This window comes from Pseudarthrobacter sp. B4EP4b, from assembly GCF_006680095.1.
Taxonomy (GTDB): domain Bacteria; phylum Actinomycetota; class Actinomycetes; order Actinomycetales; family Micrococcaceae; genus Arthrobacter.
Genome location: NZ_VHIJ01000052.1, coordinates 35,872 through 61,499, shown reverse-complemented (window position 1 = coordinate 61,499; position 25,628 = coordinate 35,872). Strand labels below are relative to the sequence as shown.

The 25,628-nt window shown below is 66.2% G+C and carries 27 protein-coding genes; 7 read left to right on the top strand and 20 right to left on the bottom strand.

Translation table 11 applies throughout. The annotated features are described in order from the left end of the window. From FNL14_RS18530 to rimP, 4 genes are all read right to left on the bottom strand, one after another. The coding region (locus FNL14_RS18530; protein WP_181762702.1) for a translation initiation factor IF-2 N-terminal domain-containing protein at positions 1-389 on the bottom strand (389 nt) is incomplete at its 3' end. A 155-nt stretch (positions 390-544) separates the two neighbouring features. Then, positions 545-889, bottom strand: a complete 345-nt coding sequence (locus tag FNL14_RS18525; RefSeq protein ID WP_091418150.1) for a YlxR family protein — start codon at positions 887-889, stop codon at positions 545-547. A gap of 185 nt (positions 890-1,074) precedes the next feature. After that, positions 1,075-2,055, bottom strand: coding sequence for a transcription termination factor NusA (gene nusA / locus FNL14_RS18520; protein ID WP_142063013.1), 981 nt, complete (start codon positions 2,053-2,055; stop codon positions 1,075-1,077). Next, positions 2,055-2,663: a ribosome maturation factor RimP gene (gene rimP, locus FNL14_RS18515; RefSeq protein ID WP_091418153.1), complete on the bottom strand. Its 609-nt coding sequence runs from the start codon at positions 2,661-2,663 to the stop codon at positions 2,055-2,057. Before rimP ends, nusA begins: the two co-directional genes overlap by 1 nt. 106 nt (positions 2,664-2,769) lie before the next feature. Here rimP and FNL14_RS18510 point away from each other — a divergent pair, with 106 nt between their 5' ends. The 3 genes from FNL14_RS18510 to FNL14_RS18500 all read left to right on the top strand — a co-directional run bounded on the left by FNL14_RS18510 (position 2,770) and on the right by FNL14_RS18500 (position 5,763). Next, a complete protein-coding gene (locus FNL14_RS18510; protein ID WP_255470913.1) occupies positions 2,770-3,879 on the top strand; it encodes a DUF4439 domain-containing protein in 1,110 nt (369 codons plus the stop codon). Between the two features lie 67 nt (positions 3,880-3,946). Next, positions 3,947-4,675 carry a VIT family protein gene (locus FNL14_RS18505; protein WP_142063010.1) on the top strand — a complete coding sequence of 243 codons (729 nt, stop codon included), beginning with the start codon at positions 3,947-3,949 and terminating at the stop codon, positions 4,673-4,675. A 47-nt stretch (positions 4,676-4,722) separates the two neighbouring features. Continuing rightward, the gene (locus FNL14_RS18500; protein WP_142063007.1) at positions 4,723-5,763 is read left to right on the top strand and encodes an aminoglycoside phosphotransferase family protein; all 1,041 of its coding nucleotides are present in this window, start codon (positions 4,723-4,725) and stop codon (positions 5,761-5,763) included. A 51-nt stretch (positions 5,764-5,814) separates the two neighbouring features. Here FNL14_RS18500 and FNL14_RS18495 read toward each other — a convergent pair whose 3' ends face one another. The 3 genes from FNL14_RS18495 to FNL14_RS18485 are packed head-to-tail and all read right to left on the bottom strand — an operon-like array spanning position 5,815 to position 9,876. Continuing rightward, positions 5,815-7,206: an aminotransferase class V-fold PLP-dependent enzyme gene (locus FNL14_RS18495; protein ID WP_142063004.1), complete on the bottom strand. Its 1,392-nt coding sequence runs from the start codon at positions 7,204-7,206 to the stop codon at positions 5,815-5,817. 45 nt (positions 7,207-7,251) lie between these two features. After that, on the bottom strand, positions 7,252-8,055 hold the full coding sequence (locus FNL14_RS18490; protein WP_142063001.1) for a TSUP family transporter: 804 nt from the start codon (positions 8,053-8,055) through the stop codon (positions 7,252-7,254). A 9-nt stretch (positions 8,056-8,064) separates the two neighbouring features. Beyond that, positions 8,065-9,876: a proline--tRNA ligase gene (locus tag FNL14_RS18485; protein WP_142062998.1), complete on the bottom strand. Its 1,812-nt coding sequence runs from the start codon at positions 9,874-9,876 to the stop codon at positions 8,065-8,067. 433 nt (positions 9,877-10,309) lie between these two features. Here FNL14_RS18485 and FNL14_RS18480 point away from each other — a divergent pair, with 433 nt between their 5' ends. The 3 genes from FNL14_RS18480 to FNL14_RS18470 are packed head-to-tail and all read left to right on the top strand — an operon-like array spanning position 10,310 to position 12,599. Continuing rightward, positions 10,310-11,149, top strand: coding sequence for an ABC transporter ATP-binding protein (locus FNL14_RS18480; RefSeq protein WP_142062996.1), 840 nt, complete (start codon positions 10,310-10,312; stop codon positions 11,147-11,149). Between the two features lie 11 nt (positions 11,150-11,160). Then, on the top strand, positions 11,161-11,904 hold the full coding sequence (locus tag FNL14_RS18475; RefSeq protein WP_142063027.1) for an ABC transporter permease: 744 nt from the start codon (positions 11,161-11,163) through the stop codon (positions 11,902-11,904). Beyond that, positions 11,901-12,599, top strand: coding sequence for a TetR family transcriptional regulator (locus FNL14_RS18470; RefSeq protein ID WP_142062993.1), 699 nt, complete (start codon positions 11,901-11,903; stop codon positions 12,597-12,599). Before FNL14_RS18475 ends, FNL14_RS18470 begins: the two co-directional genes overlap by 4 nt. 23 nt (positions 12,600-12,622) lie before the next feature. On the opposite strand, the gene FNL14_RS18465 is transcribed toward FNL14_RS18470, so the two are convergent. The 8 genes from FNL14_RS18465 to dxr form a co-directional block, all read right to left on the bottom strand. Further along, the gene (locus FNL14_RS18465) at positions 12,623-13,399 is read right to left on the bottom strand and encodes a hypothetical protein (protein WP_142062990.1); all 777 of its coding nucleotides are present in this window, start codon (positions 13,397-13,399) and stop codon (positions 12,623-12,625) included. 37 nt (positions 13,400-13,436) lie between these two features. Next, complete coding sequence (locus FNL14_RS18460) at positions 13,437-14,327, bottom strand: DUF4081 domain-containing GNAT family N-acetyltransferase (protein WP_142063024.1); 891 nt, start codon at positions 14,325-14,327, stop codon at positions 13,437-13,439. Continuing rightward, entirely contained in the window at positions 14,290-15,456 is a 1,167-nt protein-coding gene (ispG, locus tag FNL14_RS18455; protein WP_091418168.1) for a flavodoxin-dependent (E)-4-hydroxy-3-methylbut-2-enyl-diphosphate synthase, read from the bottom strand. Before ispG ends, FNL14_RS18460 begins: the two co-directional genes overlap by 38 nt. Positions 15,457-15,487: 31 nt before the next feature. Further along, positions 15,488-15,781, bottom strand: a complete 294-nt coding sequence (locus tag FNL14_RS18450; RefSeq protein WP_091418170.1) for a YciI family protein — start codon at positions 15,779-15,781, stop codon at positions 15,488-15,490. 143 nt (positions 15,782-15,924) lie between these two features. Then, positions 15,925-16,437: a hypothetical protein gene (locus FNL14_RS18445; protein ID WP_142062987.1), complete on the bottom strand. Its 513-nt coding sequence runs from the start codon at positions 16,435-16,437 to the stop codon at positions 15,925-15,927. Beyond that, a complete protein-coding gene (locus FNL14_RS18440) occupies positions 16,434-17,204 on the bottom strand; it encodes a MarR family transcriptional regulator (RefSeq protein WP_255470912.1) in 771 nt (256 codons plus the stop codon). Before FNL14_RS18440 ends, FNL14_RS18445 begins: the two co-directional genes overlap by 4 nt. A 119-nt stretch (positions 17,205-17,323) precedes the next feature. Next, positions 17,324-18,655: an RIP metalloprotease gene (locus FNL14_RS18435; protein WP_142062983.1), complete on the bottom strand. Its 1,332-nt coding sequence runs from the start codon at positions 18,653-18,655 to the stop codon at positions 17,324-17,326. Positions 18,656-18,673: 18 nt separating this feature from the next. Then, positions 18,674-19,858 (bottom strand): 1-deoxy-D-xylulose-5-phosphate reductoisomerase, encoded by a 1,185-nt coding sequence (dxr, locus tag FNL14_RS18430; protein ID WP_142062980.1) that lies wholly within the window; start codon positions 19,856-19,858, stop codon positions 18,674-18,676. Positions 19,859-19,975: 117 nt separating this feature from the next. Here dxr and FNL14_RS18425 point away from each other — a divergent pair, with 117 nt between their 5' ends. Next, a complete protein-coding gene (locus tag FNL14_RS18425) occupies positions 19,976-21,439 on the top strand; it encodes a lipase maturation factor family protein (protein WP_142062977.1) in 1,464 nt (487 codons plus the stop codon). Here FNL14_RS18425 and FNL14_RS18420 read toward each other — a convergent pair. From FNL14_RS18420 to FNL14_RS18400, 5 genes are read right to left on the bottom strand one after another with little or no spacing between them, the layout of a single operon-like run. Beyond that, on the bottom strand, positions 21,436-22,275 hold the full coding sequence (locus tag FNL14_RS18420; RefSeq protein ID WP_142062974.1) for a CoA ester lyase: 840 nt from the start codon (positions 22,273-22,275) through the stop codon (positions 21,436-21,438). The two genes, FNL14_RS18425 and FNL14_RS18420, sit on opposite strands and share 4 nt — an antisense overlap. Beyond that, complete coding sequence (locus tag FNL14_RS18415; protein ID WP_142062971.1) at positions 22,272-22,829, bottom strand: MaoC family dehydratase; 558 nt, start codon at positions 22,827-22,829, stop codon at positions 22,272-22,274. The genes FNL14_RS18420 and FNL14_RS18415 overlap by 4 nt, the downstream gene beginning before the upstream one ends. Continuing rightward, positions 22,826-23,590 carry a CoA transferase subunit B gene (locus FNL14_RS18410; protein WP_142062968.1) on the bottom strand — a complete coding sequence of 255 codons (765 nt, stop codon included), beginning with the start codon at positions 23,588-23,590 and terminating at the stop codon, positions 22,826-22,828. The genes FNL14_RS18415 and FNL14_RS18410 overlap by 4 nt, the downstream gene beginning before the upstream one ends. Positions 23,591-23,592: 2 nt before the next feature. Further along, on the bottom strand, positions 23,593-24,414 hold the full coding sequence (locus tag FNL14_RS18405) for a CoA transferase subunit A (protein WP_142062965.1): 822 nt from the start codon (positions 24,412-24,414) through the stop codon (positions 23,593-23,595). Between the two features lie 50 nt (positions 24,415-24,464). Beyond that, positions 24,465-25,628, bottom strand: a complete 1,164-nt coding sequence (locus FNL14_RS18400; RefSeq protein WP_142062963.1) for an acyl-CoA dehydrogenase family protein — start codon at positions 25,626-25,628, stop codon at positions 24,465-24,467.

Genomic DNA, 25,628 nt, shown 5'->3' with positions numbered 1-25,628 from the left:
CTGGTGGGGGCGGCGGGGGCCGCCGGAGCTGCAGGCCGGCTGGCAGCAGGTGCCGCCGGAGCCGAAGCAGCAGGCTGGGCCGGTGCTGCCGGAGCGGCGGGGGCAGGTGCCTGCGCCGCGGGAGCCGGAGCCTTGGGAGCTGCCGGGCCGGGAGCCGGAGTTGAAGGACGTGCTTCTGCCGCCGGGGCGGGCGCCTTGGGCGCGGCCGCCGGTGCTGAGGCCTTGGCCGCAGCGTCGGGGAAGGCGTTGCGCAGTTTACGCACAACGGGGGCCTCAATGGTGGAAGAGGCGGAGCGAACAAATTCGCCCAGTTCCTGCAGTTTTGTCACTGCATCTTTGGAAGTAATACCGAGCTCTTTGGCGAGCTCATGTACGCGGACCTTGGCCACATTTCTCCTGTCTCGGTCCGCACCGAGCCAGGCACGAACCGTCTACTTCTTACTGCGGACCCCAGCCGCGATTACTACGGAAGGGCCCATTGCAGAGCGCAACAAAGTTGTTGTCATCGTTACGCACTCATCGCTGGGAACTCATCGGGTTTCCATCAGATTTCTGACCCGCTTTCAGGTTGGACGGTTGGTGTTGCAGTTGCCGTGGTGCCTGCAACGTTCGTTTCCGGCTTGATCCAGTGTTCGACGGCGGCAGTTTCCGTTGCGCCCGCAAGGGCACGTCCGAAAGCCCGCCGTTTGATCGCCAGAGCCAGGCACGATTCGCTGGGGTGCAGCCAAGCACCCCGGCCAGCCAGCCGGCGTCGTTCATCCACCAGGACAGCGGCAGAGCCGTTGCCTTCGGCGACGAGCCGGAGCAATTCAGACCGCAGGCCCTTCTTCCGGCATCCGATGCAGGTACGTTCGGGTTGATTCCCGGTGGAAAGCTCTGCCACGGTCATCTTCCTGACATGTATATCTGCTGGCCCCGGGAATGCCTGGCCTTCCGCTGAGTCAGCGGAAGGGGCATGCTCGAGGCACACGGCTGCCGGCCGTTGGGCGCGGCCTTTTCTATTCTAGCCCCTCCGGGCCGTTCTGCCCGAAACCGCAGAGCAGTCCCGGCGTGGCCACCCCGGAGAGGGTTGGTTCAGTTTTCGCGCGGAGCCGCTGCGTCGGACACGATATCGATGCGCCAGCCGGTCAGCTTGGCCGCCAGGCGGGCGTTCTGGCCCTCCTTGCCGATGGCCAGGGAAAGCTGGTAATCGGGAACCACCACGCGGGCGGAACGCGTAGCCTCGTCGGTGATGGTGACCGAATTCACCCGCGACGGCGACAATGCGCTGGCAATGAAGGTGGCCGGGTTCTCGCTGAAGTCAACGATGTCGATCTTCTCGTCGTTCAGTTCCGTCATCACAGCCCGCACGCGGGAGCCCATTTCACCGATGCAGGCACCCTTGGCGTTGATGCCGGGGGTGTTGGCCTTAACCGCGATCTTGGTGCGGTGGCCGGCTTCCCTGGCCAGCGCAACGATCTCCACGGAGCGGTCGGCGATCTCGGGAACTTCCAGTTCGAAGAGCTTCCGGACGAGGCCGGGGTGGGACCGGGACAGCGTGACGGACGGGCCCTTGGAGCCGCGGTGCACATCGATCACCAGGGCACGCAGCCTGTTCCCGTGGAGGTACTTCTCCCCCGGCACCTGCTCGGGCGGCGGCAGGAGCGCTTCCACCGTGCCCAGGTTGACCTGGACCATGTGCGGGTTGTGGCCCTGCTGGATGGTGCCGGCCACAAGTTCGCCCTCACGGCCCTTGAACTCACCCAGGACGTTGTCGTCCTCAACGTCGCGCAGACGCTGCAGGATAATCTGGCGGGCGGTGCTGGCGGCGATACGGCCGAAGCCCTCCGGGGTGTGCTCGAACTCGCCGATGGGGGCGCCGTCGTCGTCAATCTCCACGGCCCAGATGGTCACGTGGCCGCTCTTGCGGTCAAGCTCCGCGCGGGCCTTCTCGAAGGCGCCGGGCGATTTGTGGTAGGCCACCAGAAGCGCCTGCTCGATGGTGGGGATCAGGAGGTCCAGCGGGATTTCACGCTCACGCTCCAGAAGTCTCAGTGCGCTCATGTCAATATCCATCAGGCCTCCTCAGAAGGTCCATTGTGTTCAGGTTCCAGACCGTCCTCGTGGAGGTGGCTGAATTCGATCTCGACTTTTCCGTTGCGGATCCTGTCGAAAGGAAGCTTGATGGGATCGCCCTGCCTGGGCTTCATTCCCTTTTTGACCGCGATCTCGGGGACGATGGTCACGCCTGAGGCGTCCACCGCCTGGATGCGGCCCGTGACGTTGTCGCCTTGGAGGACGTTGACTTTCGCCATTCGCCCCTTGGCGCGGTGCCAGTGGCGCGGCTCCGTCAGCGGCCGTCCGACGCCGGGCGAAGAGACTTCGAGGTCGTAGGGGCGGCCGTCATCTGCGGGATCGTTGTCCAAAACATCGGAGAGCACCTTGGAAATGTCGGCGATGACATCAAGGCTGACTCCGCCGGTCTCCTCCTGCGGCAGATCCACCACTACGTGGACCACGCGGTGGGATCCGGGGATGATAGCCACGTCCTCCAAGTACAGGCGGTTGGCCTGGACGGAGGGTTCAAGGAGCGCCCTGAGCCGTGCAGCTTCCGGATTGTGCGCGGCCTCAGCCTTACCCGTTCCGGTATGGTCTGATGAAGCTGTGGCTTCTGCATTGCTCACGATGCCGGCCGCCTCCCTATAGATGATGTTGTGTGTACTAGCGTAGCTATTTTACCGGTTCATTGGAGCACGGGGATTCCCCCTCGACGTGGCACCATGGTCTGTTGTGAAAGACGACAACCAGGAAAACCGCCCGCGGATGCGCTATTTCCGGTACGCCGTTTTTTCCCTCGCAGCCCTTCTGGTGGTCAGCCTGGGCTTCGCTTTTTCCCCCGCTGAACCGCCCGCTCCTGCGGAACCGCCTTTCTCGGAGCAGGCCCGCGAAGCCGCGCTGAACGAGGCGCTCGAGCTGCGGTCCGCAGCGTTGGAGCTGGGCGAAGCAGAGGCCGGCAGCAATGCCGGCGCTCCGGCGGAGGAGTCGATGACCCAGGTTGTGACGTTGCTGACCATCCAGGCCCGGGCACTGCTGCTGCCTGGAAGCCAGGCTTCCGCGGAGGCACCCGGGCCAACCTCTGCGCCGGCTTCAGCGGCCTGGGTCCCGCCAACCGCCGCTCCCCCACCCTCCAGTCCTCCAGTGGTGACCGTTGCGGACTTTGCCGCAAGTCTCGCCGCCAGTGGCCGGCAACGCCTCAAGGATGCGGAAACGGCCGACGGCGGCATGGCACGTTTGCTCGCCGGCGCCGGCACAGCGCAACTCCTCGCCGCCGAACGGCTCGGCGCGGCAGGCTCCCTTGAGGCAGAAGCGCAAGGGACCGAATTTCACGACGCCACGGTGCCGGCCCCTGCGTGCCCTGCCACGCCCTCCGCTGCTGGCTCCGCCTCCACGTCCCCTCCCACGGGGGCCAGCCTGGGAACCGCCCTCGTCGCGGCCGCCGGCGCCGAACTGGAGACGGCGTACGGCTACCAGGCAGCCCTCACGCGCCTTCCGCCTGAAGCCGTCCGCCCGGCGTCGGAATTCCTGGCGCAGCACCAGGAGCTTGCCGTCCATGCCGAGGAATACGGGCGAACGCATTGCGCGACACTGCTCCCGCAGCCGCCGGGATATGTCCTGGACCAGGGGTTCCTTGACGCCCCGGCGGCCGGACTTGCCGGCCTGGAAGCGGACACGCTGCCGCTGTACGGCGACGTTGTGGCGCTGGCCGACGGGGCCACACGCGCCTGGGCACTGGCGGCCCTGCAGGATGCCGCGCGGAGGGCGCAGCACTGGGGTGCGGACACAAGCCCTTTGCCGGGCCTGGTGCTGGATGAAGGGCAGCTTCCGCCGCTGCCGCAGTGATCACAGGGCTCCTCCTCCGCTGCAGGCCGTGCTGGCAGGCCGGGGCGCCGGATGGTTTGCTGTAGGGATGGACACAGCCGGTGCATCCTCCTTCCATGACAATGAACCGCACAGCAATGACCTGGCCCAGCGCCTCAACTGGCTGCGCGCCGGTGTCCTGGGCGCCAATGACGGGATTGTCTCCGTGGCAGCGATCGTGGTGGGAGTCGCCGGCGCAACCGCTGCCTCCGGCCCGATCCTTGCCGCAGGCGCGGCCGGCCTGGTGGGCGGCGCCGTATCCATGGCGCTGGGAGAGTACGTCTCCGTGAGCAGCCAAAGCGACAGCCAAAAGGCCCTGATCGAGAAGGAACGCCGCGAGCTGGCCGAAGAACCGGAAGTGGAGCTCGCCGAACTCACGGCGATCTACCAGGCCAAGGGCCTGAGCGAGGAGACGGCAGGACGGGTGGCGGCGGAATTGACAGCACACGATGCCCTCGCCGCGCACCTGTCCGCGGAGCTGAACATTGACGAGGACGACATCGTCAGCCCCTGGCATGCCGCTTTTGCCTCGGCGGTGTCCTTCGTGATCGGGGCGGCCCTGCCCATGCTGGCGATCCTGCTTCCGCCGCAGGACGTCCGGGTTCCGGTCACGTTCCTCGCCGTGCTCCTGGCATTGGCACTGACGGGCGCACTCGGGGCGTGGATCGGCGGCGGCTCCAGGCTCCGCGCCGCAGTGCGGGTAGTGGCCGGGGGCGCACTCGCCCTCGCCGCCACCTTCACCGTCGGCAACCTCCTGGGGGCCACGGGCGTGGTCTGAAGGGTATCTGCGGTACGTGCCGCACCAGTGGACTTAGGCTGGAACTGATGAGCCAGCCAGCGGTAGTACCCATCCCTCCGGACCTCACTGCCCGCTACACCCGCAGCAGTGCCGGACGCGCCTGGCTCGCTTCCCTGCCGGACCTCATCCAGGGCCGCCTGGACAACTGGGAGCTGACCCCGGACCTGCGTCCCGGTGCCCTGCCCTGGAACGGCCATGGCGGCATCGTGATCCCGGTGCGGCAGCAGGACGGCAGCCCGGCAGCCCTCAAGATCGCCTTCCCGCACGACGAAGCACGGGTTGAGCGGCACGCCCTGGCCCTCTGGCAGGGCCACGGCGCGGTAACACTGCTCGCCTCCCATGCCGGCACCTGCGCCATGCTCCTGGAACGGCTCGACGGCGAACGCTCGCTCGCCACCGTGCCCATGGAAGACGCGGTGGCGGTATGGGCCGGCCTGGTGCGGCAGCTGAGCGTCACCCCCGACGACCGGCCGCAGTGGTTTGAATTCGAGCACATCGCTGCCCGCGCGGAGCAGTGGAGCGATGACCTGCCCGCGGACTGGGAACAGCTGGGACGGCCGTTCCCCCGGTGGCTCCTCGAGGCCGCCCTGGAGGTGTGCCAGACCCGGGGTGCGGTGGGACGGCGGTCCGCCCGCGACGTCCTCGTCCATACCGACCTGCATTACCTCAACATCCTGGCCCGCCCGGCTGACCCTGGCCGGCAGGTGCCTCCTGCGGCCGGTTACGCCGCCATCGACCCCCAGCCGATGATCGGCGATCCCGAGTTCGCCGTGGCACCGCTGTTGTGGAACCGCCTGTCGGATTTGCCGTTGGACAACCCTGCGGCAGGCCTGCGACGCCGTTGCGCCAGGTTCAGCTCCGCGGCGGGCCTGGACCCCGAGGCAGCCAGGCAGTGGGGAATTGCCCGGGAGGTGGCCAATGCCCTGGGGTATGCAGGCAAACCGGATCATCGCGGGGATCTGGCCCGCTCCCTCTGGGTGGCCAGCACACTAGCCGGCAGGACCCTGGACGGGCTGCCACCGGCCCACCGCCTGCCGGAGCCCGGCGAAGCGGTAGGCGCCCGGTAAAGAAGTGGCGGGCGCGCGCTGAAGAAGTACCGTGTTCAAGCGTGCCGGTGATCAGACACTGCGGACTGCGGCAACGGCGGACCCGACCGCCGCAACGGCAGTGGCCACCTCTTCTTCCGCCGTCTGCCAGTTGCTCACGGAAACACGCAGGATGTCCCGGTCCCGCCAGCGGGAGCCGGACATCCACACTTTTCCGTCCTCGATAATGCGCGCCGTCACCGCACGGGTGGTGGCATCATCGCCGAACGCCACGCTCACCTGGGTGTACTCGACGTCGTTCAGCACCTCCACGCCGTCCAGGGCTCCCAGCCCCGCCGCGATCTCCGACGCGGCAGCCGCCAGCCCCTGCACCTGGGCTGCCACGCCGTCGCGGCCAAGGCTCTTCAGTGCCGCCCACACCGGCACGCCACGGGCGCGGCGGGACAACTCCGGGACCTTCTCGAACGGGTCGCCGGGCCCTTCAGCGTCATGGATCAGGTAGCTCGTGTGCAGGCCCATCGCGGACCGAAGGGCTGACGCGTCCCGGACGACGGCGATGCCGCAGTCGTACGGCACGTTGAGGGTCTTGTGCGCATCAGTCCCCCACGAATCGGCGTCCTCGTACCCGCGGGTCAGATGGCGAAGCTCCGGCGCTGCCGCCGCCCATAGGCCGAAAGCGCCGTCGACGTGGACCCAGGCCCCGTGCTGCCTGGCAATGCGGATGGCTTCGGGGAAGGGGTCAAAAGCGCCGGAATGGAGGTTCCCTGCCTGCAGGCACACAAGAGCCGGCCCGGTCCCTTCAGACAGCGCAGCTTCCAATGCTGCCGGGATCAACCGTCCCTGGGGGTCTGCGTCCACCACCACCGGCCTGCCGAGCCCCAGGTACCGGAGGCCGAGGTCCACGGTGTCGTGCCGCTCCCTGCCAACGAAACATCGGATCCGGGGTGCACCGCTGAGTCCGTCGCGGTCCAGGTCCCAGCCGGCATTGGCGAGGAGCCGCCAGCGCCCCGCTGCCATCCCGGTGAAGTTGGCCATCGTGGCGCCGGTGACAAATCCGACGTCGGACCCTGCCGGAAGCCCCAGCAGCTCCAGCAGCCAGGTGCCGGCACTTTCCTCAATGGCTGCCATTGCGGGGGTGGCGTAACGGAGGCCGGCATTCTGGTCCCAGGCGCTGACCAGCCAGTCTGCAGCAAGCGCAGAGGGCAGGGTTCCGCCGATGACCCAGCCGAAGAAGCGGCCTGAGGGCATGGCCATGAGCCCGGGTTCGGCTGTCCGGGCAAGGAGGTCCACGACGTCGGCTGCGGGCATGCCCGAGGTTGGCAACGGTCCGCCGAACGCCCCGGTGAGGTCGTGGGCCGGTAGGAGGGGGCCGACGTGACGGTCTGGAAGGCTTCGAAGCCATGCCGCGGCATGGCCCGCCGCTGCGGATAAAGCACTGGAGTACTCATCGTCACCATGGGGCATATCTGCATGCTACGCCCGGCTCCCGACAGCCACGAGAGCCTTGTCCTACCCTTGTCCGGCGAAGTTTTCCTGCCAGACGTCGTAGCCGAGCTTAACGATCAGCGCAGCCACCACCACCAGGAAGACCACGCGGACAAATTTGCTGCCCTGCGCCACCGCCGTCCGTGCCCCAAGATACCCGCCCGCCATATTGGCAGCGCCCAGCAGCAGGCCCAGCGCCCACAGGATGGACCCGTGCGGCAGGAAGAACAGCAATGCCCCCGCGTTGGTTGCCATGTTCACGATCTTGGCCTTGGCACTGGCTTCCAGGAACGCGTACCCCATCGCCGAGACCAGGGCGATGACCAGGAAGGATCCGGTACCCGGACCGATCAGGCCGTCGTAGAAGCCGATCACGGCACCGATCAGGCAGGCCACCACGTAGTGTTTATGGCCGTCGTGCCGCAGCGCCGTGATGTGGCCGGCATCCGGTTTCAACGCCGTGAAGAGTGCCACCGCCACAAGCGCGGCAACAATGATGGGTTTGAACACGCTGGACGGCAGGTTGGCGGCCAGCACAGCGCCGCCGAAGCTTCCCGCCAGGGCAATAGCGGCCATCGGCAAGGCCGTCCGGAGGTCCGGACCCACCCGCCGATAGTACGTAACGGCGCTGGTGGCAGTACCAAAGATGGACCCCATCTTGTTTGTTGCCAGCGCCTGGACGGGCGTAATGCCCGGCACCAGCAGCAGGGCCGGGAGCTGGATCAGCCCGCCCCCGCCCACCACGGCATCCACCCAGCCGGCAGCGAAACCGGCCACTACGATCAGGACCAGCGTTGTCAGCTCGATGGATTCAAGCCCGGGGAGCACGCCCGGGGATCAGGAGGCGCGGACGGCGTTGACCACGTAGTCAACGGCCTTGTCCACGGCTATGTTCTCGGCTTCGCCGCTGCGGCGGTCCTTGATCTCCACCACGCCGTCCACCAGGCCGCGGCCGACGGCGAGGATCGTGGGGACGCCCACAAGTTCGGCGTCGCCGAACTTGACGCCCGGCGAGACCTTGGGCCGGTCGTCAAGCAGGACATCGAGGCCTGCGGCTTCCAGGTCCGCTGCCAGCTGCTCTGCGGTGGTGAAGATGTCCTCGCCCTTGCCCACGGCCACCACGTGGACGTCAGCGGGTGCCACGGCCCGTGGCCAGACCAGGCCTTTGGCGTCATGGTTGGATTCGGCCAAGGCCGCCACGGCGCGGGTGACGCCCACACCATAGGAACCCATGGTCACGGTGACCTGCTTGCCGTTCTGGTCCAGGACCTTCAGTTCCAGGGCTTCGGCGTACTTCCGGCCCAGCTGGAAAATGTGGCCCATTTCGATGCCGCGGGCCGTTTCCAGCGGACCGGAACCGTCCGGGGCGGGATCGCCTTCGCGGACGTCGGTGCATTCGATGACGCCGTCCCAGGTGAAGTCCCGGCCGGCAACGAGCCCGAATACGTGCTTGCCGGCTTCATTGGCGCCGGTGATCCAGGCGGTGCCGCTGACGACGCGGGGATCCACCAGGTACAGCAGCTTCGTGGCGCTTTCGGTGCCCAGCAGAGGTTCCTCGAGCGTCAGGCCGGGCCCAAGGTAGCCCTTGACGATCAGCGGCTGCTTCTTGAGGTCATCGTCGTTCGCGGCCTCCAGTCCGATCTCGCCGGCGATGGGCAGGAAGGATCCGATGTTCGCTTCGACGCGCTTCAGGTCCACCCCGCGGTCGCCGGGCAGGCCGATCACCACGAGCTGGCGTTCCCCGGTGGGCAGGGTCACGGCGAGGACAACATTCTTGAGCGTGTCCGCACCGGTCCAGGCGCCGCCGTCAGCCTCCGAGCGGGGGGCTATCTGATTGGCGGCGGCCACCAGCGTTTCGATGGTGGGAGTGTCAGGGGTGTCCAGCACCTCGGCAGCCGGGGCGCCGGTGTAGTCGATGTCCGCCGGGACCACGGTGGTCACGGCCTCAACGTTGGCAGCGTAGCCGCCGGCGGACCGGACGAAGGTGTCCTCGCCGATATCCGTGGGGTGCAGGAACTCTTCGCTCTTGGACCCGCCCATGGCACCGGCAGTGGCCGTGACCGGGATGACTTCCAGGCCGAGGCGCTCGAAGATCCGCAGGTAGGCGCCGCGGTGGGCGGCGTAGCTGGCGTCCAGGCCGGCGTCGTCCACATCGAAGGAGTAGGAGTCCTTCATGATGAATTCGCGGCCGCGCAGCAGGCCTGCCCGGGGGCGCGCCTCATCGCGGTACTTGTTCTGGATCTGGTACAGGCTCAGCGGGAGGTCCTTGTACGAGGAGTAGAGGTCCTTGACCAGCAGCGTGAACATTTCCTCATGCGTGGGGGCCAGCAGGTAGTCCGCGCCCTTGCGGTCCTGGAGGCGGAACAGTCCTTCACCGTATTCGGTCCAGCGGTTGGTGGCCTCATAGGGTTCACGCGGCAGGAGCGCAGGGAAGTGGACTTCCTGGGCGCCGATGTTCGCCATTTCCTCCCGGATGATGGCCTCGACTTTGCGCAGGACGCTGAGCCCCAGCGGGAGCCAGGTGTAGATCCCGGGAGCGGCACGGCGGATGTAGCCCGCACGGACCAGGAGCCGGTGGCTGGCCACCTCGGCGTCGACGGGATCTTCACGCAGCGTGCGCAGGAAAAGCTGGGACAGTCTTGTAACCACGGGTGGATATCCGTTTCTGGGGAAGTGCTGGATCAGCAGGGGCCGGACAAATTCGTCTGGGTACTAATCTACCGGCACTGGACACCTGGCCCCGACTCCCCCGGCAGACCCTGTGCCCTGGCCGAAGACCTGGCCACGGCGGAGACAGTAGAGCCACGCCCGGAAATACAAAGCCCCTGGCCCCCCTCGAGGCTGGTCATTGCATCCGGGCGTGGCTCAACGCCGTTATCGCCTAAGTACTGGTGAGGACTGGTGAGACCGCCCACGCCACTCCAGCGCAGCTAGTTCGAACCTAAGTGATGGCGCCCACATTTATCAAGTGCTTTTCCATTCAAGGCTGTTGATTACCCGCAAAGCCGGGCTTAGATTTAATTCATCAGGTGATGAATTATTGGCCTTCCGGCCCGGCACCTGCCCTTCAGCGGAGGCGGACATGTCACGTTCGGCAGTACACAATTTGGCGGATGCGGATGCGGACGACGGCGAGGCGGTGGCGGCCGGCGGCCTGACGGTTGTGCGCCGAAGTGTTCCCGTCCTTCGGGAACTGGACTTCGCCATTCCGGCCGGACAAATCACCGGCCTGCTGGGTCCCTCCGGAAGCGGAAAAACCACGCTGATGCGCGCCATCGTCGGGGTGCAGCGCATCACGTCCGGGTCGGTGCGGGTCCTGGGGCTGCCGCCCGGCAGCAGTGCCCTGCGGCACCAGGTGGGGTACGTGACCCAGTCCCCCAGCGTCTACCCTGACCTCACCGTGGAAGGCAACGTACGCTACTTCGGTGCCATGCACCGCCAAGGGGCGGCCGAGGCAGCGGAGGCGATTGCCGCCGTCGGACTTGAACGCCAGGCGCGGCAGAAGACCGCGGACCTGTCCGGCGGCCAGCTCAGCCGGGTATCCCTCGCCTGCGCACTGGTGGCCCGTCCGCGCCTCCTGGTGCTGGACGAGCCGACCGTTGGACTGGACCCAGTGCTCCGCGCGGACCTCTGGGGCCGGTTCCGCGCCATGGCCGCCCAAGGGACCACCTTGCTTGTATCAAGCCATGTCATGGAGGAAGCCAGCCACTGCGAGTCCCTGCTCCTCCTGCGGGAAGGCCGGCTCCTTGCCCAGCTGACGCCGGCGGAACTGAGCCGGCGCGGGCACAGCGCTGACCTTGAAAAGGCGTTCCTGCACATCATCCAGGAAGCGGGGGAAGATGCCGGTCCCGCTGCCGAGGACGGGGCAGCACAAGACCGGACAGCACTGGACCGGGCAGCACAGGACGGGAGCGTACGGTAATGGACATCCTGATGATGCTCGCAACTACCCGCCGGGTGCTGGAGCAGCTGCGGCATGACCGCCGCAGCATCGCCTTGATCCTGGTGGTCCCGGCATTGCTGCTCACGGCCGTCTACTTCCTCTTCGAGAATGAGGCCCTGCCGCCCGGGGCGCCGCGCACTTTCGACCGCGTGGGGCTGATGATGCTCGCCATTTTCCCGTTTGTGGTGATGTTCCTGGTCACCTCCATCACCATGCTGCGTGAGCGGACCTCGGGAACGCTGGAGCGGCTGCTCACCACTCCTGTCCATAAGGCGGACCTGCTCTTTGGCTACGGCCTGGCGTTTTCCATCATGGCCGCCCTGCAGTCATTGGTGGCTACTGCGGTGGCGTACTGGGTATTCGATCTCGATATCGAGGGCCCGCCCGGCTTCGTGGTCCTCATCGCCGTGATCAACGCCGTCCTGGGCGTGGCCCTTGGCCTGCTGTGTTCGGCGTTTGCCCGGACCGAGTTCCAGGCCGTCCAGTTCATGCCGGTGGTGGTGGTACCGCAAATCCTCCTGTGCGGACTGTTCGTGGCGCGGGACCGCATGAACGATGCCCTCGAGTCGATCTCGAATGTTCTTCCCCTCACGTTCTCCGTGGACGCCCTGCAGGAGATTGCCGCCAATCCCGAGGCCACCGAACAGATGTGGCAGGACGCGGCCATCATGGGAGCCATCGTGCTGGGAGTGCTGGTGCTGGCCTCCCTGACGCTGCGGAGGCGGACTGCATGACCCTGCCTGAGGGGAACGCCGAACCTGAGGGGAACGCCTTGTCCGGGGGGAACGCCCGGCCGGACGGTCATTCCGTGCGGCAAGGCACTCCCGGTGATCCCCCGCCGGCAAGGCGGGGGCGGCGCGGCGGATCAACGGCGTCCAGGGAACGGATTCTGGACAGTGCCCGTCGGCTGTTCGCAGAACACGGTTTCGAAGGCACCAGCCTGCGGCAGGTGGCCCGTGCGGCGGGTGTGGATCCTGCTATGGTGCACCATTTCTTCACCGGCAAGGATGAGCTGTTCGCCCTGAGTGTGGAACTCCCGGCCGATCCGGAAGAGGTACTGGCCGGAGTTTCCTCCGCCCGCCCCGAACAGCGCGCCGAGTTGATCGTCCGCGCCGTCCTTCGCCTCTGGGAAAGTCCGGCGCAGCCAAGCCTTGTGGCCTTCGTGCGGGGCACACTCGGCTCGAAGGCCCGGACGGCTCTCCTCCGGGAGCTGGTGACGCGGACTGTCCTTGGCCGGATCACGGCGGGGGTGCCGGGACCGCCCCAGGAAGTTGCCTTGCGCGGAGATCTGGTGGCCACACAGATGGTGGGACTCATGATGGTCCGCTACGTGGTGCGGCTGGAACCCCTCGCCTCGGCCGCACCGGAGGACCTCGTCAGGCTCGTCGCCCCCAACGTGCAGCGGTACCTGACGGGCGAACTCACTTAACGGGCCAACTTACTTCGGCAGGCTTATTCGACAAGTGCGGCAGCGGTATCCAGCAGAGCGCCGGCACGCCACGCAGCATCGGCCTCGCTTTCACCGCCTGACGCGACGGCGCTGAGCAGCACCCCGCGCTCAACGGCCAGGGCGGTGATCATGGACTGCACGCGGCCATCGGGAAGCTGGGTGTCAGTCCTGTAGGCGACGGTATTGGACATTCCTCCCACGCCATCCATGGGCGTGATGGAAACCGCGACGTCCACCCCTGACGCTTTCATGGTCATGTTGGCGCACTGTCCCAGCTGAACCGGTTGATTGGCGACCCCTGCGAGAGCGGCCTCATCCAGGCCTGAGGTAAGAGACACCGCGGTGGCCGCGCCGGTGGCCGGATCCGTGCTTTGACCCAGCGCCATTGCAGCATTGCCCATCTGGGGCACAGTGCTGGACACGGCCAACTCCTTGCATTCGGCCGGGGAGACTTCGATGGCGGCGATCAAAGCCCTGGTCTGGTCCAGGATGTCGGTAAGGTCGCTGCCCGCCAGGACTGAAAGTTTCCGGCCTTCGGAGTCCTCGAGCTGCTGGAGGATTCCGGCGAGCTCCGTGGACGTGTAGGCCTTGGCGGCGGGAGTAGGCGTGGCTGCGGGCGTTGTGGCAGGTGGCGTGCTGCCGGTTTTCAGGCTTTCCGATGCGGGCGGTGCACTGGACGGCGGTGCGCTGGCCTGGGGTTCGGCAGGGCCGGCGCAGGCTGAGATTGCCGTGCCGAGAATGATGGCAGCCCCGAACGCGCGCAGCACGGATGTCTTCATGTGTTCCCCCAATGACTTATCTGCAAGCAACCGCCCGCTAGAAAAGAACAGTAGCGAATGTGCCCACCTGGCGGAAGCCGACCCGCTCGTAGGTGGCTCGTGCCCGCAGGTTGAAGCCATTGACGTAGAGGCTGGTAATGGGTGCGACTCTCCGCGCGTGCTCAACGACGGCGGCCATGTACCCGGCGCTCAAGCCCTGGCCGCGGTACAGCGGGTTCATCCAGACGCCTTGGATCTGGGTGACCTCGGCCGTGACGGCGCCCAGTTCGGCCTTGAACACCACCTCGCGGGCGTGGTTCAGGTGGACCAGGGAATGCCCTTGGCGGATGAGCCCTTCCACCCGCCGGCTATAGAACTCCCGGCCGCCCAGGAAGGGCGAATATCCCACTTCTTCCTCGAACATTGCGGCGCAGGCAGGCAGGATGCGGTCAAAGTCCGCAAGGTTTCCCGGTTCAAGGCCGGGATTTGGCTTGATCGCCGGCGGCCCCTCGATGGTCATGAGGGGCTGTTCCGCGCGGACTTCGTGGGCCCGGTGGCCGCGTGCGAGGAGTTCCGCGTGCAGCGCCAGGACCGCCTCGGCCGGGCCAAAGGCCGAGGCATAGCGGCGGCCGGATGTGTTGGCCACTTCCGCGACCACCCCTGCCAACTCCGGGTCCAGCTGGACCGGAACCAGGTTTGCCCCTGCCCAGCACGCACCCACCAGGATGCCGTCGTCGAAAACACCGATCACGCCGGCGCCGCCGCTGGTGGGTGCGGCAGTGCCGGCGGCACGCAAATGCGCGAGGATAAAGACGTTGGTGACCGGATCCTGCTGCGCCAGCATCCGGAGCGCAGCAGTATCCGTGCCGTCCAGGGTGCGGACGGAAAGTCCCGGGGGGTCGGGGACGTCCTTACGAGACGCTAACCACGGGGCTACCCTTGACAGCATCTTCGCCATCGGCCTCCCCCATCTCTTCCGCGATACGCATGGCCTCTTCGATCAGTGTCTCAACAATTTGACTCTCGGGCACAGTCTTGATGACTTCACCCTTCACAAAGATCTGGCCCTTGCCGTTGCCGGAAGCAACGCCAAGATCTGCCTCGCGGGCTTCACCGGGACCGTTTACCACGCAGCCCATCACGGCCACGCGCAGCGGGATCTCCATGCCTTCCAGGCCTGCAGTCACCTGCTCGGCAAGCGTGTACACGTCCACCTGCGCGCGGCCGCAGGACGGACAGGAGACAATCTCCAGTTTCCGGGGGCGCAGGTTGAGGGACTGGAGAATCTGGTTCCCCACCTTGATTTCCTCCACTGGCGGGGCGGAGAGCGAAACCCGGATGGTGTCGCCGATGCCGCGGGACAGGAGCGCCCCGAAGGCCGTGGCCGATTTGATGGTTCCCTGGAACGCTGGCCCGGCCTCGGTCACGCCGAGGTGAAGCGGCCAGTCGCCCTTCTCCGCCAGCATCTCGTACGCCGCCACCATAATCACGGGGTCGTTGTGCTTTACGGAGATCTTGAAGTCGTGGAAGCCGTGCTCCTCGAACAGGGATGCTTCCCACACAGCGGACTCCACCAGCGCTTCAGGCGTGGCCTTGCCGTATTTCTTCAGGATGCCGGGCTCCAGCGAGCCTGCGTTCACCCCGATACGGATGGAGGTGCCGTGATCGCGGGCGGCCGCCGCGATCTCCTTGACCTGGTCATCAAACTTACGGATATTCCCGGGGTTCACACGCACCGCGGCGCAGCCCGCTTCGATGGCAGCGAAGACATATTTCGGCTGGAAGTGGATGTCCGCGATCACCGGGATCTGGGACTTCTTGGCGATGATGGGCAGCGCTTCGGCGTCATCGGCTGAGGGGCAGGCGACGCGCACGATGTCGCAACCGGAGGCGGTGAGTTCCGCGATCTGCTGCAGGGTGGCGTTGATGTCGGTGGTGGGCGTGGTGGTCATGGACTGCACGCTGATGGGGAAATCAGAACCCACCCCCACAGAACCGACCTTGATCTGGCGGGTCTTCCGGCGGGGGGCAAGGACGGGCGGCGGTGCCGCAGGCATTCCCAGGCTGACCGAGGTCACGTGGACTCCTAAAAGTTTGAAAAGTGGGCGGCTAGGCGGTGAGGCCGGCCAGCATGCCGGTGATGGGAGACCATTCGGTGATGCGCGTTCCGGCGATAACTCCGGCGGCCGCAAAGGGGTCCTGCTTGAGGATCGAGTTCAGGGCGGCCTCGTCGGCGGCCTTGAAGATCAGCAGCGCTCCCGCCCCGTCACCGTAAGGCCCGCTTGCCAGGATGGCACCGTCCTGCGCCAGGCCGGCGGTCCATTCGCGGTGCGCCGGACGGGCTTCACTGCGGGCTTCGGTGGAATCGGCGGCGTAAACGTACTCAACGGCAAAAACTGTCATACGGCTACCCTATCGCCCTGCCTGCCGTTGCACGTATCCGGACAGCCGGATGGTTGCCGTCCCACCTCCGCACCAGCCTGGATCACAAGACAAGTGTTCCCAGGACATGTCTCACCAGTACACGTGTCCCGGGCGACGGGATCCTAGGACAGGAACAGGACTTTGACGGCTGCTGCTGTTCCGGCCGCCCAGAGCATGGAGGTTAGGGTTCCAATGATGAAGCGCTCTGCCGCGACCGGCGTTTCCTTGAGCTCCGCAAACCTGCCCAGGCCCTTGATGGCCACAATGTAGGCGATGGCCACCGGCTGCCCGGTCAGGATTGCCAGGCAAACCCCGAGCCTTTCCAGGATTCCGATGATCGCGCCGCCACGCAGGATGCGCTGGGTTGGCGCCGGCGGCCCGGAAGCAGAGCCGGCCGACGGCGGGACGTCCGGTGGCGCCGTCAGCTCACCGTCCACACTTTGGTTTTCGGCGTGGCTGGGATCAACAGTGACGTCTGCAGCAGGATCCTCCGCTGCCCTCCGGGCTTCCTCTGCCGCTTTGGCGGCATCCGCCTTATCATCGATGGTCCGGGCGAGCCTGAACACCAGGGCCGTCACAGGCCAGCCGGCGAAGCCTGCCACCAGCAGGGCGGCGGTTATCCAGACGGCGGTCACGTGTCTCCTTCGTTCCGGGGCGGGGTCGTTCCGGGCGGTGCAGTTACAGGCGGTGCAGTTTCAGGCGGTGCAGTTTCAGGCAGTGCAGTTTCAGGCGGAGCAGCCGTGGCATCGGCAATCCGGCTCCGCGCGTATTCCAGGAGCATGGCTGCTGCCGGCCTGGCTGCCCATTCTTCCTGCCAGCCGGAGCGGAGGACGGCACGGCTCACCGATTGCTCCGTTATCCCCAGCTCCTTGGCAACCTGTTTCTGGCTGCCGTGCTTGCCATCGCCGGCCTGCACGGCGCGGAGGCGGTCCACGACGCGCCACTGGGCCTCCGTACGTTCCTGCACAAGGCGTCCGATCAACCGGAGTACTGCCTGGGCGTTGGCACCTGCCATGGCACCTTCCTTGGTGTGGTCCGGGATTTCCTTGCCACGGCCCATCATCCCCGCCACCACTGACAGCGGCACCTGGCCTGCAGCAGTCTTCGCCAGTTCCACGGCTTTTCGCGCGGCCACAAATCCGCTTCCGGACCCTTCGCGGGGGCTGCCTCCCGGAGCGACCTGCACCATACCGATGCCAATCCCCACGTACCAGTACCCGGACCGGAGGGCATGCAGGGCCACGTCCACCACCTCATCGGGCCGGTCCACCACGCCCTGGAGTTCGTCGCCCACGGAACGCTCAAACCGTGCGGGGGTGAGCCTCCGCAGCTCGGCTATCAGCTCCGGTACGCGGTCGACGTCCGAAGTGCTCCCCCGCTGGTCAATGGTCAGAACGTACATGTCCTAACCGTATGCAGCTGATCCGCAATAATCAATCACAAATAGCTGATTATTTGATATCAGCCAATATTGGCTGATATGGAGAAGTCAGTCGTGGGGCGTTTACCTTGCCACGAAGATCAGCCGAAGAGGTTTACCGGCTTCACGATGTCCGCATAAATGAGGAGTGCGCTCATGCCCATCAGCAACGCTGCCACCACATAAGTCACCGGGAGGAGTTTGGCGATATCAAAGGCTCCGGGGTCAGGCTTGCCGAACAGTTTCGCCACCTGGCGCCGGGCACCTTCGTACAGCGCTCCCGCCACGTGGCCGCCGTCGAGAGGCAACAGCGGAACCAGGTTGAAGACCGCCAGCGCAAAGTTGAGTCCGGCCAGCAGTCCGGTCAGCGTGGCAACGCGCGACTGGACGGGGATTTCCTCCATCGCGGCCACTTCGCCGGCCACCCTGCCCACGCCCACCACGCTGATGGGGCCGTTGGGGTCGCGCGGTTCCTCACTGAAGGCAGCTTTGGCCACGCCCACCACCCGCGCCGGGAGGTTGAAGATCACGCCTGCCACCTGCTTGATGTTCTCCCCCGCCATGGGCAGGACGGACGACGCCGGCTGCGGCACCAGTTCCGTCTGCGCACCAATGCCCAGGAAGCCGACGTCCTGGTACAGGAGGTTGCCGGCGTCGTCCGTTGCCTGCCGGCCGTCCACTCCGATGATGGGCCGGGCGGACAGCACGGGGGTCACGGTGGTGGACACCGGCGAGCCGTCCCGTTCAACGGTGATGGCCACTTCGCGGCCTGCCGAGGCACGAATCCATTCGGTCAGCTGGTCCCAACTGGTGACGGTCTTGCCGTCGAAGGAGGTGACGGTATCGTTCGGTTTCAGGCCGGCAGCGGCGGCCGGGGTGAGCTGGCAGTCGGCCGAATCCGGGTCCACTGTTTCACCGGCTGCCACCTGGCACTTGGAGACATCGGAGATGGTGGTGGTGGCCGTGGCGAAGCCGAATCCCATCAGCAGTACGGCTGTCAGGATGACGCCGAGGACGATGTTCATGGCAGGACCGCCCAGCATCACAATGATCTTTTTCCACACCGGGAGCCGGTAGAAAACCCGGTTCCCGTCGCCCGGGCCAACTTCCTCGTGCGCCATGGAGCGGGCTTCCGTGGCCAGGGTCTGGAACATTCCGGTGCTGGAAGGACGGACCGTCCCGTCCTCTTTGTTGGGCGGGTACATGCCGATCATGGACACGTAGCCACCCAGCGGGATGGCCTTCACGCCGTACTCGGTTTCGCCTTTCCGCCGTGACCAAAGCGTGGGGCCAAAGCCGATCATGTACTTGGTGACCCGGACCTTGAACAACTTGGCGGGCAGGAGGTGGCCCACTTCGTGGAGCGCGATGGAGGCCGCGATGCCGATGGCTACAAAAACGACACCGAGGACAAAGAGGAGAACGGGGGTCATGGAGGTGCTTACTGCTTCCTAGAGACTGCTGACTGCTAAACGTTCATTGGCGCGCGCACGTGCCCAGCTCTCAGCATCCAGTACGGATTCCACTGTCAGCCCGGAGGATCCTGGGTGTTCGCTGAGAACGGCTGCGATGGTGTCCACGATGTCCGTGAACCGGATGCGGCCCGCATGGAACGCCGTGACGGCTTCCTCGTTTGCGGCGTTGAAGACCGCCGGGAACGTGCTGCCCTGTTTCGCGGCGTCCTTGGCAAGGTCCACCGCAGGGAAGGCCGCAACATCCAAGGGCTCGAAGGTCCAGGTGGCTGCCTGGGTCCAGTCGCAGGCCGAGGCCGCTTGGGGAACCCTGTCCGGCCAGCCCAGGCCCAGGGCTATGGGAAGGCACATGTCCGGCGGCGAGGCCTGGGCAATGATGGATCCATCGACGAACTGCACCATGGAATGCACCACGGACTGGGCATGGACCACCACGTCGATGCGGTCCAGCGGAACGTCGAACAGCAGGTGGGCCTCGATGACTTCCAGCCCTTTGTTGACGAGGGTGGCGGAGTTGGTGGTGACCATGACCCCCATGTCCCACGTGGGGTGGGCCAGCGCCTCCTGCGGCGTGACGTCGTGGAGTTCGTCCCGGTTCCGGCCGCGGAACGGGCCGCCGGACGCTGTCAGGATCAGTTTGTCCACTTCAGCTGCCGAGCCGGAACGCAGGCATTGGGCTATGGCCGAATGCTCGGAGTCCACCGGGACGATCTGGCCTTCGCGGGCCGCTGCCTTGACCAGTTCCCCGCCGACGATCAGGGATTCCTTGTTGGCCAGGGCGAGTGTGGCACCGGATTTCAGCGCCGCGAGCGTGGGCGCGAGTCCGATTGATCCCGTGATGCCGTTGAGCACAACGTCAGCTTCCACCTCCGCGATCCTGGTGGACGCGTCCGGCCCGGCAATGATCTCCGGCCGGTAACCACGCTTCCCCGCTGCGGCGGCCGCCTCATCGATCAAGGCAGCCAACCGGCGGGGATCACCGGTCGCAATCCCAACAGCCGCGGCACCGGTGTGCACAGCCTGGCGGGCCAGGAGCTCGAGGTTGCCTCCCCCGGCGCTGAGCGCCACCACCTCGAAAAGGTGCGGGGCGCCGTCGACGACGTCAATCGCCTGGGTGCCGATGGAGCCGGTGGATCCGAGGAGGGCGATCTTGCGTGGCTGCATCCGTTAAGTATCGCGCACCAAACCTGGCCCGCCGCCCCTTGGCTCATGCTCTTTGACCCCGCCGTCCGTGGCCCAATGCTCCTTGACCACAGGAGGGCCCGGCGTAACGTGGATTGCGTGGACTGGCTCTCCTGGTTTGACGCCCCGGAATACGAGTTCGCCCGGCAAGTGCTGCAGCGCGGGGTGGCAGCACTGTATTTTGTTGCGTTCCTGTCCTCCCTGAACCAGTTCCCGGCCTTGCTGGGTGAGCGGGGGCTTCTGCCGGTACCGGAGTACCTGGCAGGTTTCAGCCGCCTGCGCCGGCCCACCCTTTTCCGCTGGCGTTACTCGGACCGGCTGCTGCGCTGGGTATGCGCGGCAGGTCTTGCAATATCCGCCCTGCTGGTGGCCGGCATCCCCCAGGTGGGGCCGCCGTGGGTCCCGTTGATTGCTTTCCTGGCGCTGTGGCTGCTCTACATGTCCATCGTGAATGTGGGCCAGACGTTCTACGGCTTCGGCTGGGAGATGCTCCTGCTGGAGGCGGGATTCACGGTGGCGTTCCTGGGTTCAGACCAGACTGACCCGCCGCGCACCATCCTGATCCTGATCGTGTGGCTCGTGTTCCGGCTCGAATTCGGCGCGGGCATGATTAAGATCCGCGGCGGCAGGGAATGGCGGGACCTCACCGCGCTCTACTACCGCCACGAGACACAACCGATGCCCGGCCCCCTGAGCCGGCAGGCGCACCTGCTGCCCAAGCCCCTCCACAAGGTGGAAGTCCTGGGCAACCATTTCGCCCAGCTGGTGGTGCCCTTCTTCCTGTTCGCGCCCCAGCCCGTAGCCGGCGTGGCAGCAGCGGTCGTCATCCTCACCCAACTATGGCTGGTGGCCAGCGGAAACTTCGCCTGGCTGAACTGGATCGCCATAGTGCTGGCCTTCGCCGCGGTCAGCGATCCTGTGGCCCACGCGGTGTTCCCGGTGATCCCACTGGACTGGCACGGCGGTGCGGACCGGGAGACCCCGCTCTGGTGGCTGGCCATCACGCTGGCCGCCACCTTGCTGCTGCTGGTCCTCAGCTACTGGCCGCTGCGCAACCTGTTCTCGAAGCGCCAGTTGATGAACGCCAGTTTCAACCGGTGGCAGCTGGTCAACACCTACGGTGCGTTCGGGTCAGTGACGAAGCAGCGCATTGAGATCGTGGTGGAGGGAACGCTGGACAACGCTCCGGACGACTCCTCGGACTGGCGCGAGTACGGCTTCAAGGGCAAACCCGGGGACCTCAGGCGGGTGCCCCGGCAGTGGGCGCCCTACCACCTGCGGCTGGACTGGCTGATGTGGTTCCTTCCGTTGCGGACAGTCCACGAGGAGTGGTTTTACGCCTTGCTGGGCAAGCTGCTGGAGGCGGACCGGCAGACGCTGCGGCTGCTCCGGGATGACCCGTTCGACGGCGAGGCCCCGCACCTGGTGCGCGTGCGCAGCTACCACTACCGGTTCTCCACCCGGAAGGAGTTCCGCGAAACGGGGAACCGTTGGGTCCGGACGCTGGTCCACGAACCGATCCCGCCCGTATCGCTGCGGGGGTCCAGCGGGCGGAGGCGCTAGACGCGCTCGCCTTTACGCCGAAGGATGGATTCGGCGTGCTTGAGGATAGGCCCGTCGACCATCTGGCCCTTGTATTGGAAGACGCCTTGTCCCGCAGCTTCCGCGGCCTGCAGCAATTCTGTTGCAGCGGAGACTTCGGCTTCGGATGGTGCGTACGCTTCCCGGACCCCGGCGGCCTGGCTGGGGTGGATGCAGGCCTTTGAACTGAATCCGGAGGCGACGGCGTCGGCCGCTTCCACGGCCAGTCCGGCAAGGTCCGGAATGTTGGTGTAGACGGCGTCCACGGCCTCCTTGCCAAACGCCCTGGCAGCGATGAGGACTGAGGAACGTGCGTGCAGCGCAACAGCCCGGTAGCCGCCGTCATCCATCCTGCTGGAGGTCCCGCCCAAAGACGCCAGCAGGTCCTCGGCGCCCCACATCAGCGCCACCACGTTCGGGGCGGCTGCAATTGCGGGAGCGTTCAGGACACCGGCCGCCGTTTCGCACAGGGCGATGACCTGGTACCCGGCCAGAGCTTCCAGCTGTGCGGCGCTCTCAGCCTTGGCGAGCATCACCGTGCGGTACGGCGTGTGGGCCAGGCAGTGCAGGTCCTTCTCGAACTCCTCGGTGCCTGCAGGGTTGACCCGGATAATGGTCCGGCTGGGATCCAGCTCGGGCGCGTCACCGGCGGCTCCGAGCTGGGCCAGGATGGCACCACGTGCACGTTGCTTGTCCGCCGGAGCCACGGCATCCTCGAGGTCGAGGATCACAGCGTCCGCGCGGGTGGCGGCTTTCTGGTAGCGCTCCGGCCGGTCAGCGGGGCAAAAAAGCAGGGCGGGGCCCATCACAAAGGTCATACCGGTATTGTGCCCCCTTCGCCGCCAAGCTGCTGCCGGTGCGCGTCCCGGGTCCACATCAGGCAGCTGCGCGTGGCCAGGGCCACCACGGTGCCGTCCTGGTTGCGGCCGGTGTGTTCCATGGTGACGATGCCCTGGCCCGGCCGCGATGCGGAGAGCCGCTTCCCGCTGATGACTGTCTCGGTATAGAGGGTGTCGCCGTGGTACAGCGGATGCGGGAAGGAGACGTCGGCAAGGCCAAGCTGGGCGATGATGGTCCCCTGGGTCAGCTGCGACACAGACTGGCCCACCACCGTGGCCAGCGTGAACATGGAGTTGACCAACCGTTGGCCGAACGGCTGCCCGGCGCTCCAGGCCGCGTCCAGGTGCAGGGCCTGGGTGTTCATGGTGAGGGTGGTGAACAGGACGTTGTCCGCTTCCGTAACGGTGCGGCCTGGCCGGTGGGCGTACAGCACCCCTTCTTCCAGCTCATCGAAGTACAGGCCGCGCTGCTCGATGACGCGCTGCTCCCCCGCGCTGGAACCGGAGCCCACTGGGTCTCTACCGTCCGTCATACGGTCAGTTCCCGGTCTTCTTCGAAAAGCTCCGCGCCGGTGGCTGCGGCCACTTCCTCCACCGAAACGTTGGGCGCCAGTTCCCTCAGCACCAGCCGGGAGCCTGAATCATCCGTTACAACATCGATGACTGCCAGGTCTGTAATGATCCGGTCCACACAGCCCTTGCCGGTCACTGGCAGCGAGCACTGCTTGACGATTTTGGGGTTCCCGTTCCGGTCAACGTGTTCCATCATCACAATGACCTTCTTGGCGCCGAACACCAGGTCCATGGCCCCACCCATTCCCTTGACCATCTTTCCCGGAATCATCCAGTTTGCGAGGTCGCCGTTCTGGGCCACCTCCATGGCGCCCAGGACGGCCACATCCACGTGGCCGCCGCGGATCATGCCAAAGGAGGTGGCGGAATCGAAGAACGCAGCCCCCTTGTTGACCGTGACAGTTTCCTTGCCCGCGTTGATCAGGTCCGGGTCAACAGCATCCTCCGCGGGATAGGGGCCGACGCCGAGGATTCCGTTTTCGGAGTGCAGCACCACTTCAACGCCGTCAGGGATGTAGTTGGGGATCAGCGTGGGCATGCCAATGCCCAGATTGACGTACTGGCCGTTGCTCAGTTCGCGGGCCACCCGGGCGGCCAGTTCATTCCTGGTCCAGCCATTGGCGCCGCTCCCGTCTGCTGCCATCTCATGCTGCTGGGCGGCCCGGCGGTACTCGGGGCGGACGCCTTCGGGCCGCGGTGCATAGGGGCTGTTCGGGTCCATGGCTACGCTCCTGCCTGCGGGTTGCTGCTGTTCCGGGTGGACACGTGGGCGTGGCTGCCGTTCCCGGCCGGCGGAGCCAGGGCAACTGTCCGTTTCTCGATGCGCTTCTCGGCATTCGCGGCCAGGACTACCCGCTGGACGAAGATTCCGGGGGTGTGGATGTGTTCGGGATCCAGCTCGCCCGGCTCCACGAGTTCCTCCACCTCGGCAATGGTGATACGGCCGGCCATCGCACAGAGCGGGTTGAAGTTCATGGCCGTGGCATGGAACACCAGGTTTCCGTGCCGGTCGCCCTTCCATGCATGGACCAGCCCGAAGTCCGGCGCCAGCGCCTCTTCCAGCACGTAGTCAACCCCGGCGAAGGAGCGCACCTCCTTTGGTGCGGACGCGATCGCTACCCGGCCTTCGGCGTCGTACTTTTGCGGCAGGCCGCCCTCGGACACCTGGGTGCCCACCCCGGCTTTGGTGTAGAAAGCCGGTATGCCGGCGCCGCCGGCGCGGAGTTTTTCGGCCAGCGTTCCCTGCGGCGTCAGAACCACCTCGAGTTCGCCGGCGAGGTATTGCCGGGCGAACTCCTTGTTCTCGCCCACATAGGAGCTGATGGTGCGGCGGATCCGGCCGTCGCGCAGCAGGATGCCCAGGCCCCAGTCGTCCACGCCGCAGTTGTTGCTCACCGTTTCCAGTTCCGAGGTTCCGGCCTTGTGCAGCGCGTCAATGAGGGTGACCGGGATTCCGCACAAACCGAAACCGCCCACGGCCAGGGAAGCGCCGTCCGGGATGTCCGCCACGGCTTCCTCCGCGGAGGCAACAACCTTGTTAATCATCGGTGATCCTTTCAGGCCGGCTACAGTCCCTGTCCATACAAACCCGGTGGCTACAAACCAAGTTCGCGGGCGATCAGCATCAGCTGGACCTCCGTGGTGCCCTCCCCCACTTCAAGGATCTTGGAGTCGCGGTAGTGGCGCGCCACGGTGAACTCGTTGATGAAGCCATAGCCGCCGAACACCTGGGTGGCATCCCGCGCATTGTCCATGGCCGCCTCGCCTGCGACCATCTTAGCGATGGCCGCCTGGGTCTTGAACGGCTTCCCCGCAAGCATGCGGGAGGCCGCATCGTAGTAGGCCAGGCGGGCGGTGTGGGCCCTTGCCTCCATGCGTGCGATCTTGAACGAGATGGCCTGGTACTTGCCGATCTGGTGTCCAAAGGCGCTGCGTTCCTTGGCGTATTTGACCGAGAGGTCCACGCAGCCCTGGGCCGCACCCGTGGCCAGGGCTGCGATGGCGATGCGGCCCTCGTCCAGGATGGACAGGAAGTTGGCGTATCCGCGGCCTTCCTCACCCAGCAGGTTTTCTTCCGGTACCCGGACGTCCTTCAGGGTCAGCGGGTGGGTGTCCGAGGCGTTCCAGCCCACCTTGTTGTAGGGCTTCTCGGCTTTGAAGCCGGGTGTGTCAGTGGGAACCAGGATGGTCGAGATTTCCTTCTGGATGGAGCCGTCCGCGCGTTCCTTCTGCCCGGTGACCGCGGTGACGGTGACCAGGCGGGTGATGTCCGTGCCGGAGTTGGTGATGAACTCCTTGTTGCCGTTGATCACCCACTCGCCGCCCTCCCGCCGGGCGTGGGTCTTGGTGCCGCCGGCATCCGATCCTGCTTCCGGCTCGGTCAGGCCAAAGCCGGCGAGCGCCTGGCCGGACGCGAGCATGGGCAGCCACTCCTGCTTCTGCTCCTCAGTGCCGAAACGGTAGACGGGCATGGCTCCCAGGGACACCCCGGCTTCGAGGGTGATCGCCACCGACTGGTCCACGCGGCCCAGCTGCTCCAGCGCGAGGGCCAGGGCGAAGTAGTCCCCGCCCATCCCGCCGAATTCCTCGGGGAAGGGCAGCCCGAACAGGCCCATCTCCGCCATCTGCTTGACCACCTCGTAGGGGAAGCTGTGCTCCTCGTCGTGCTTGGCCGATACCGGGGCCACTACTTCGTCGGCGAATTCCCGGACGGTGTTGCTGAGGTCCTGGTATTCCTCGCTGAGTTCAAAACCTGCCAT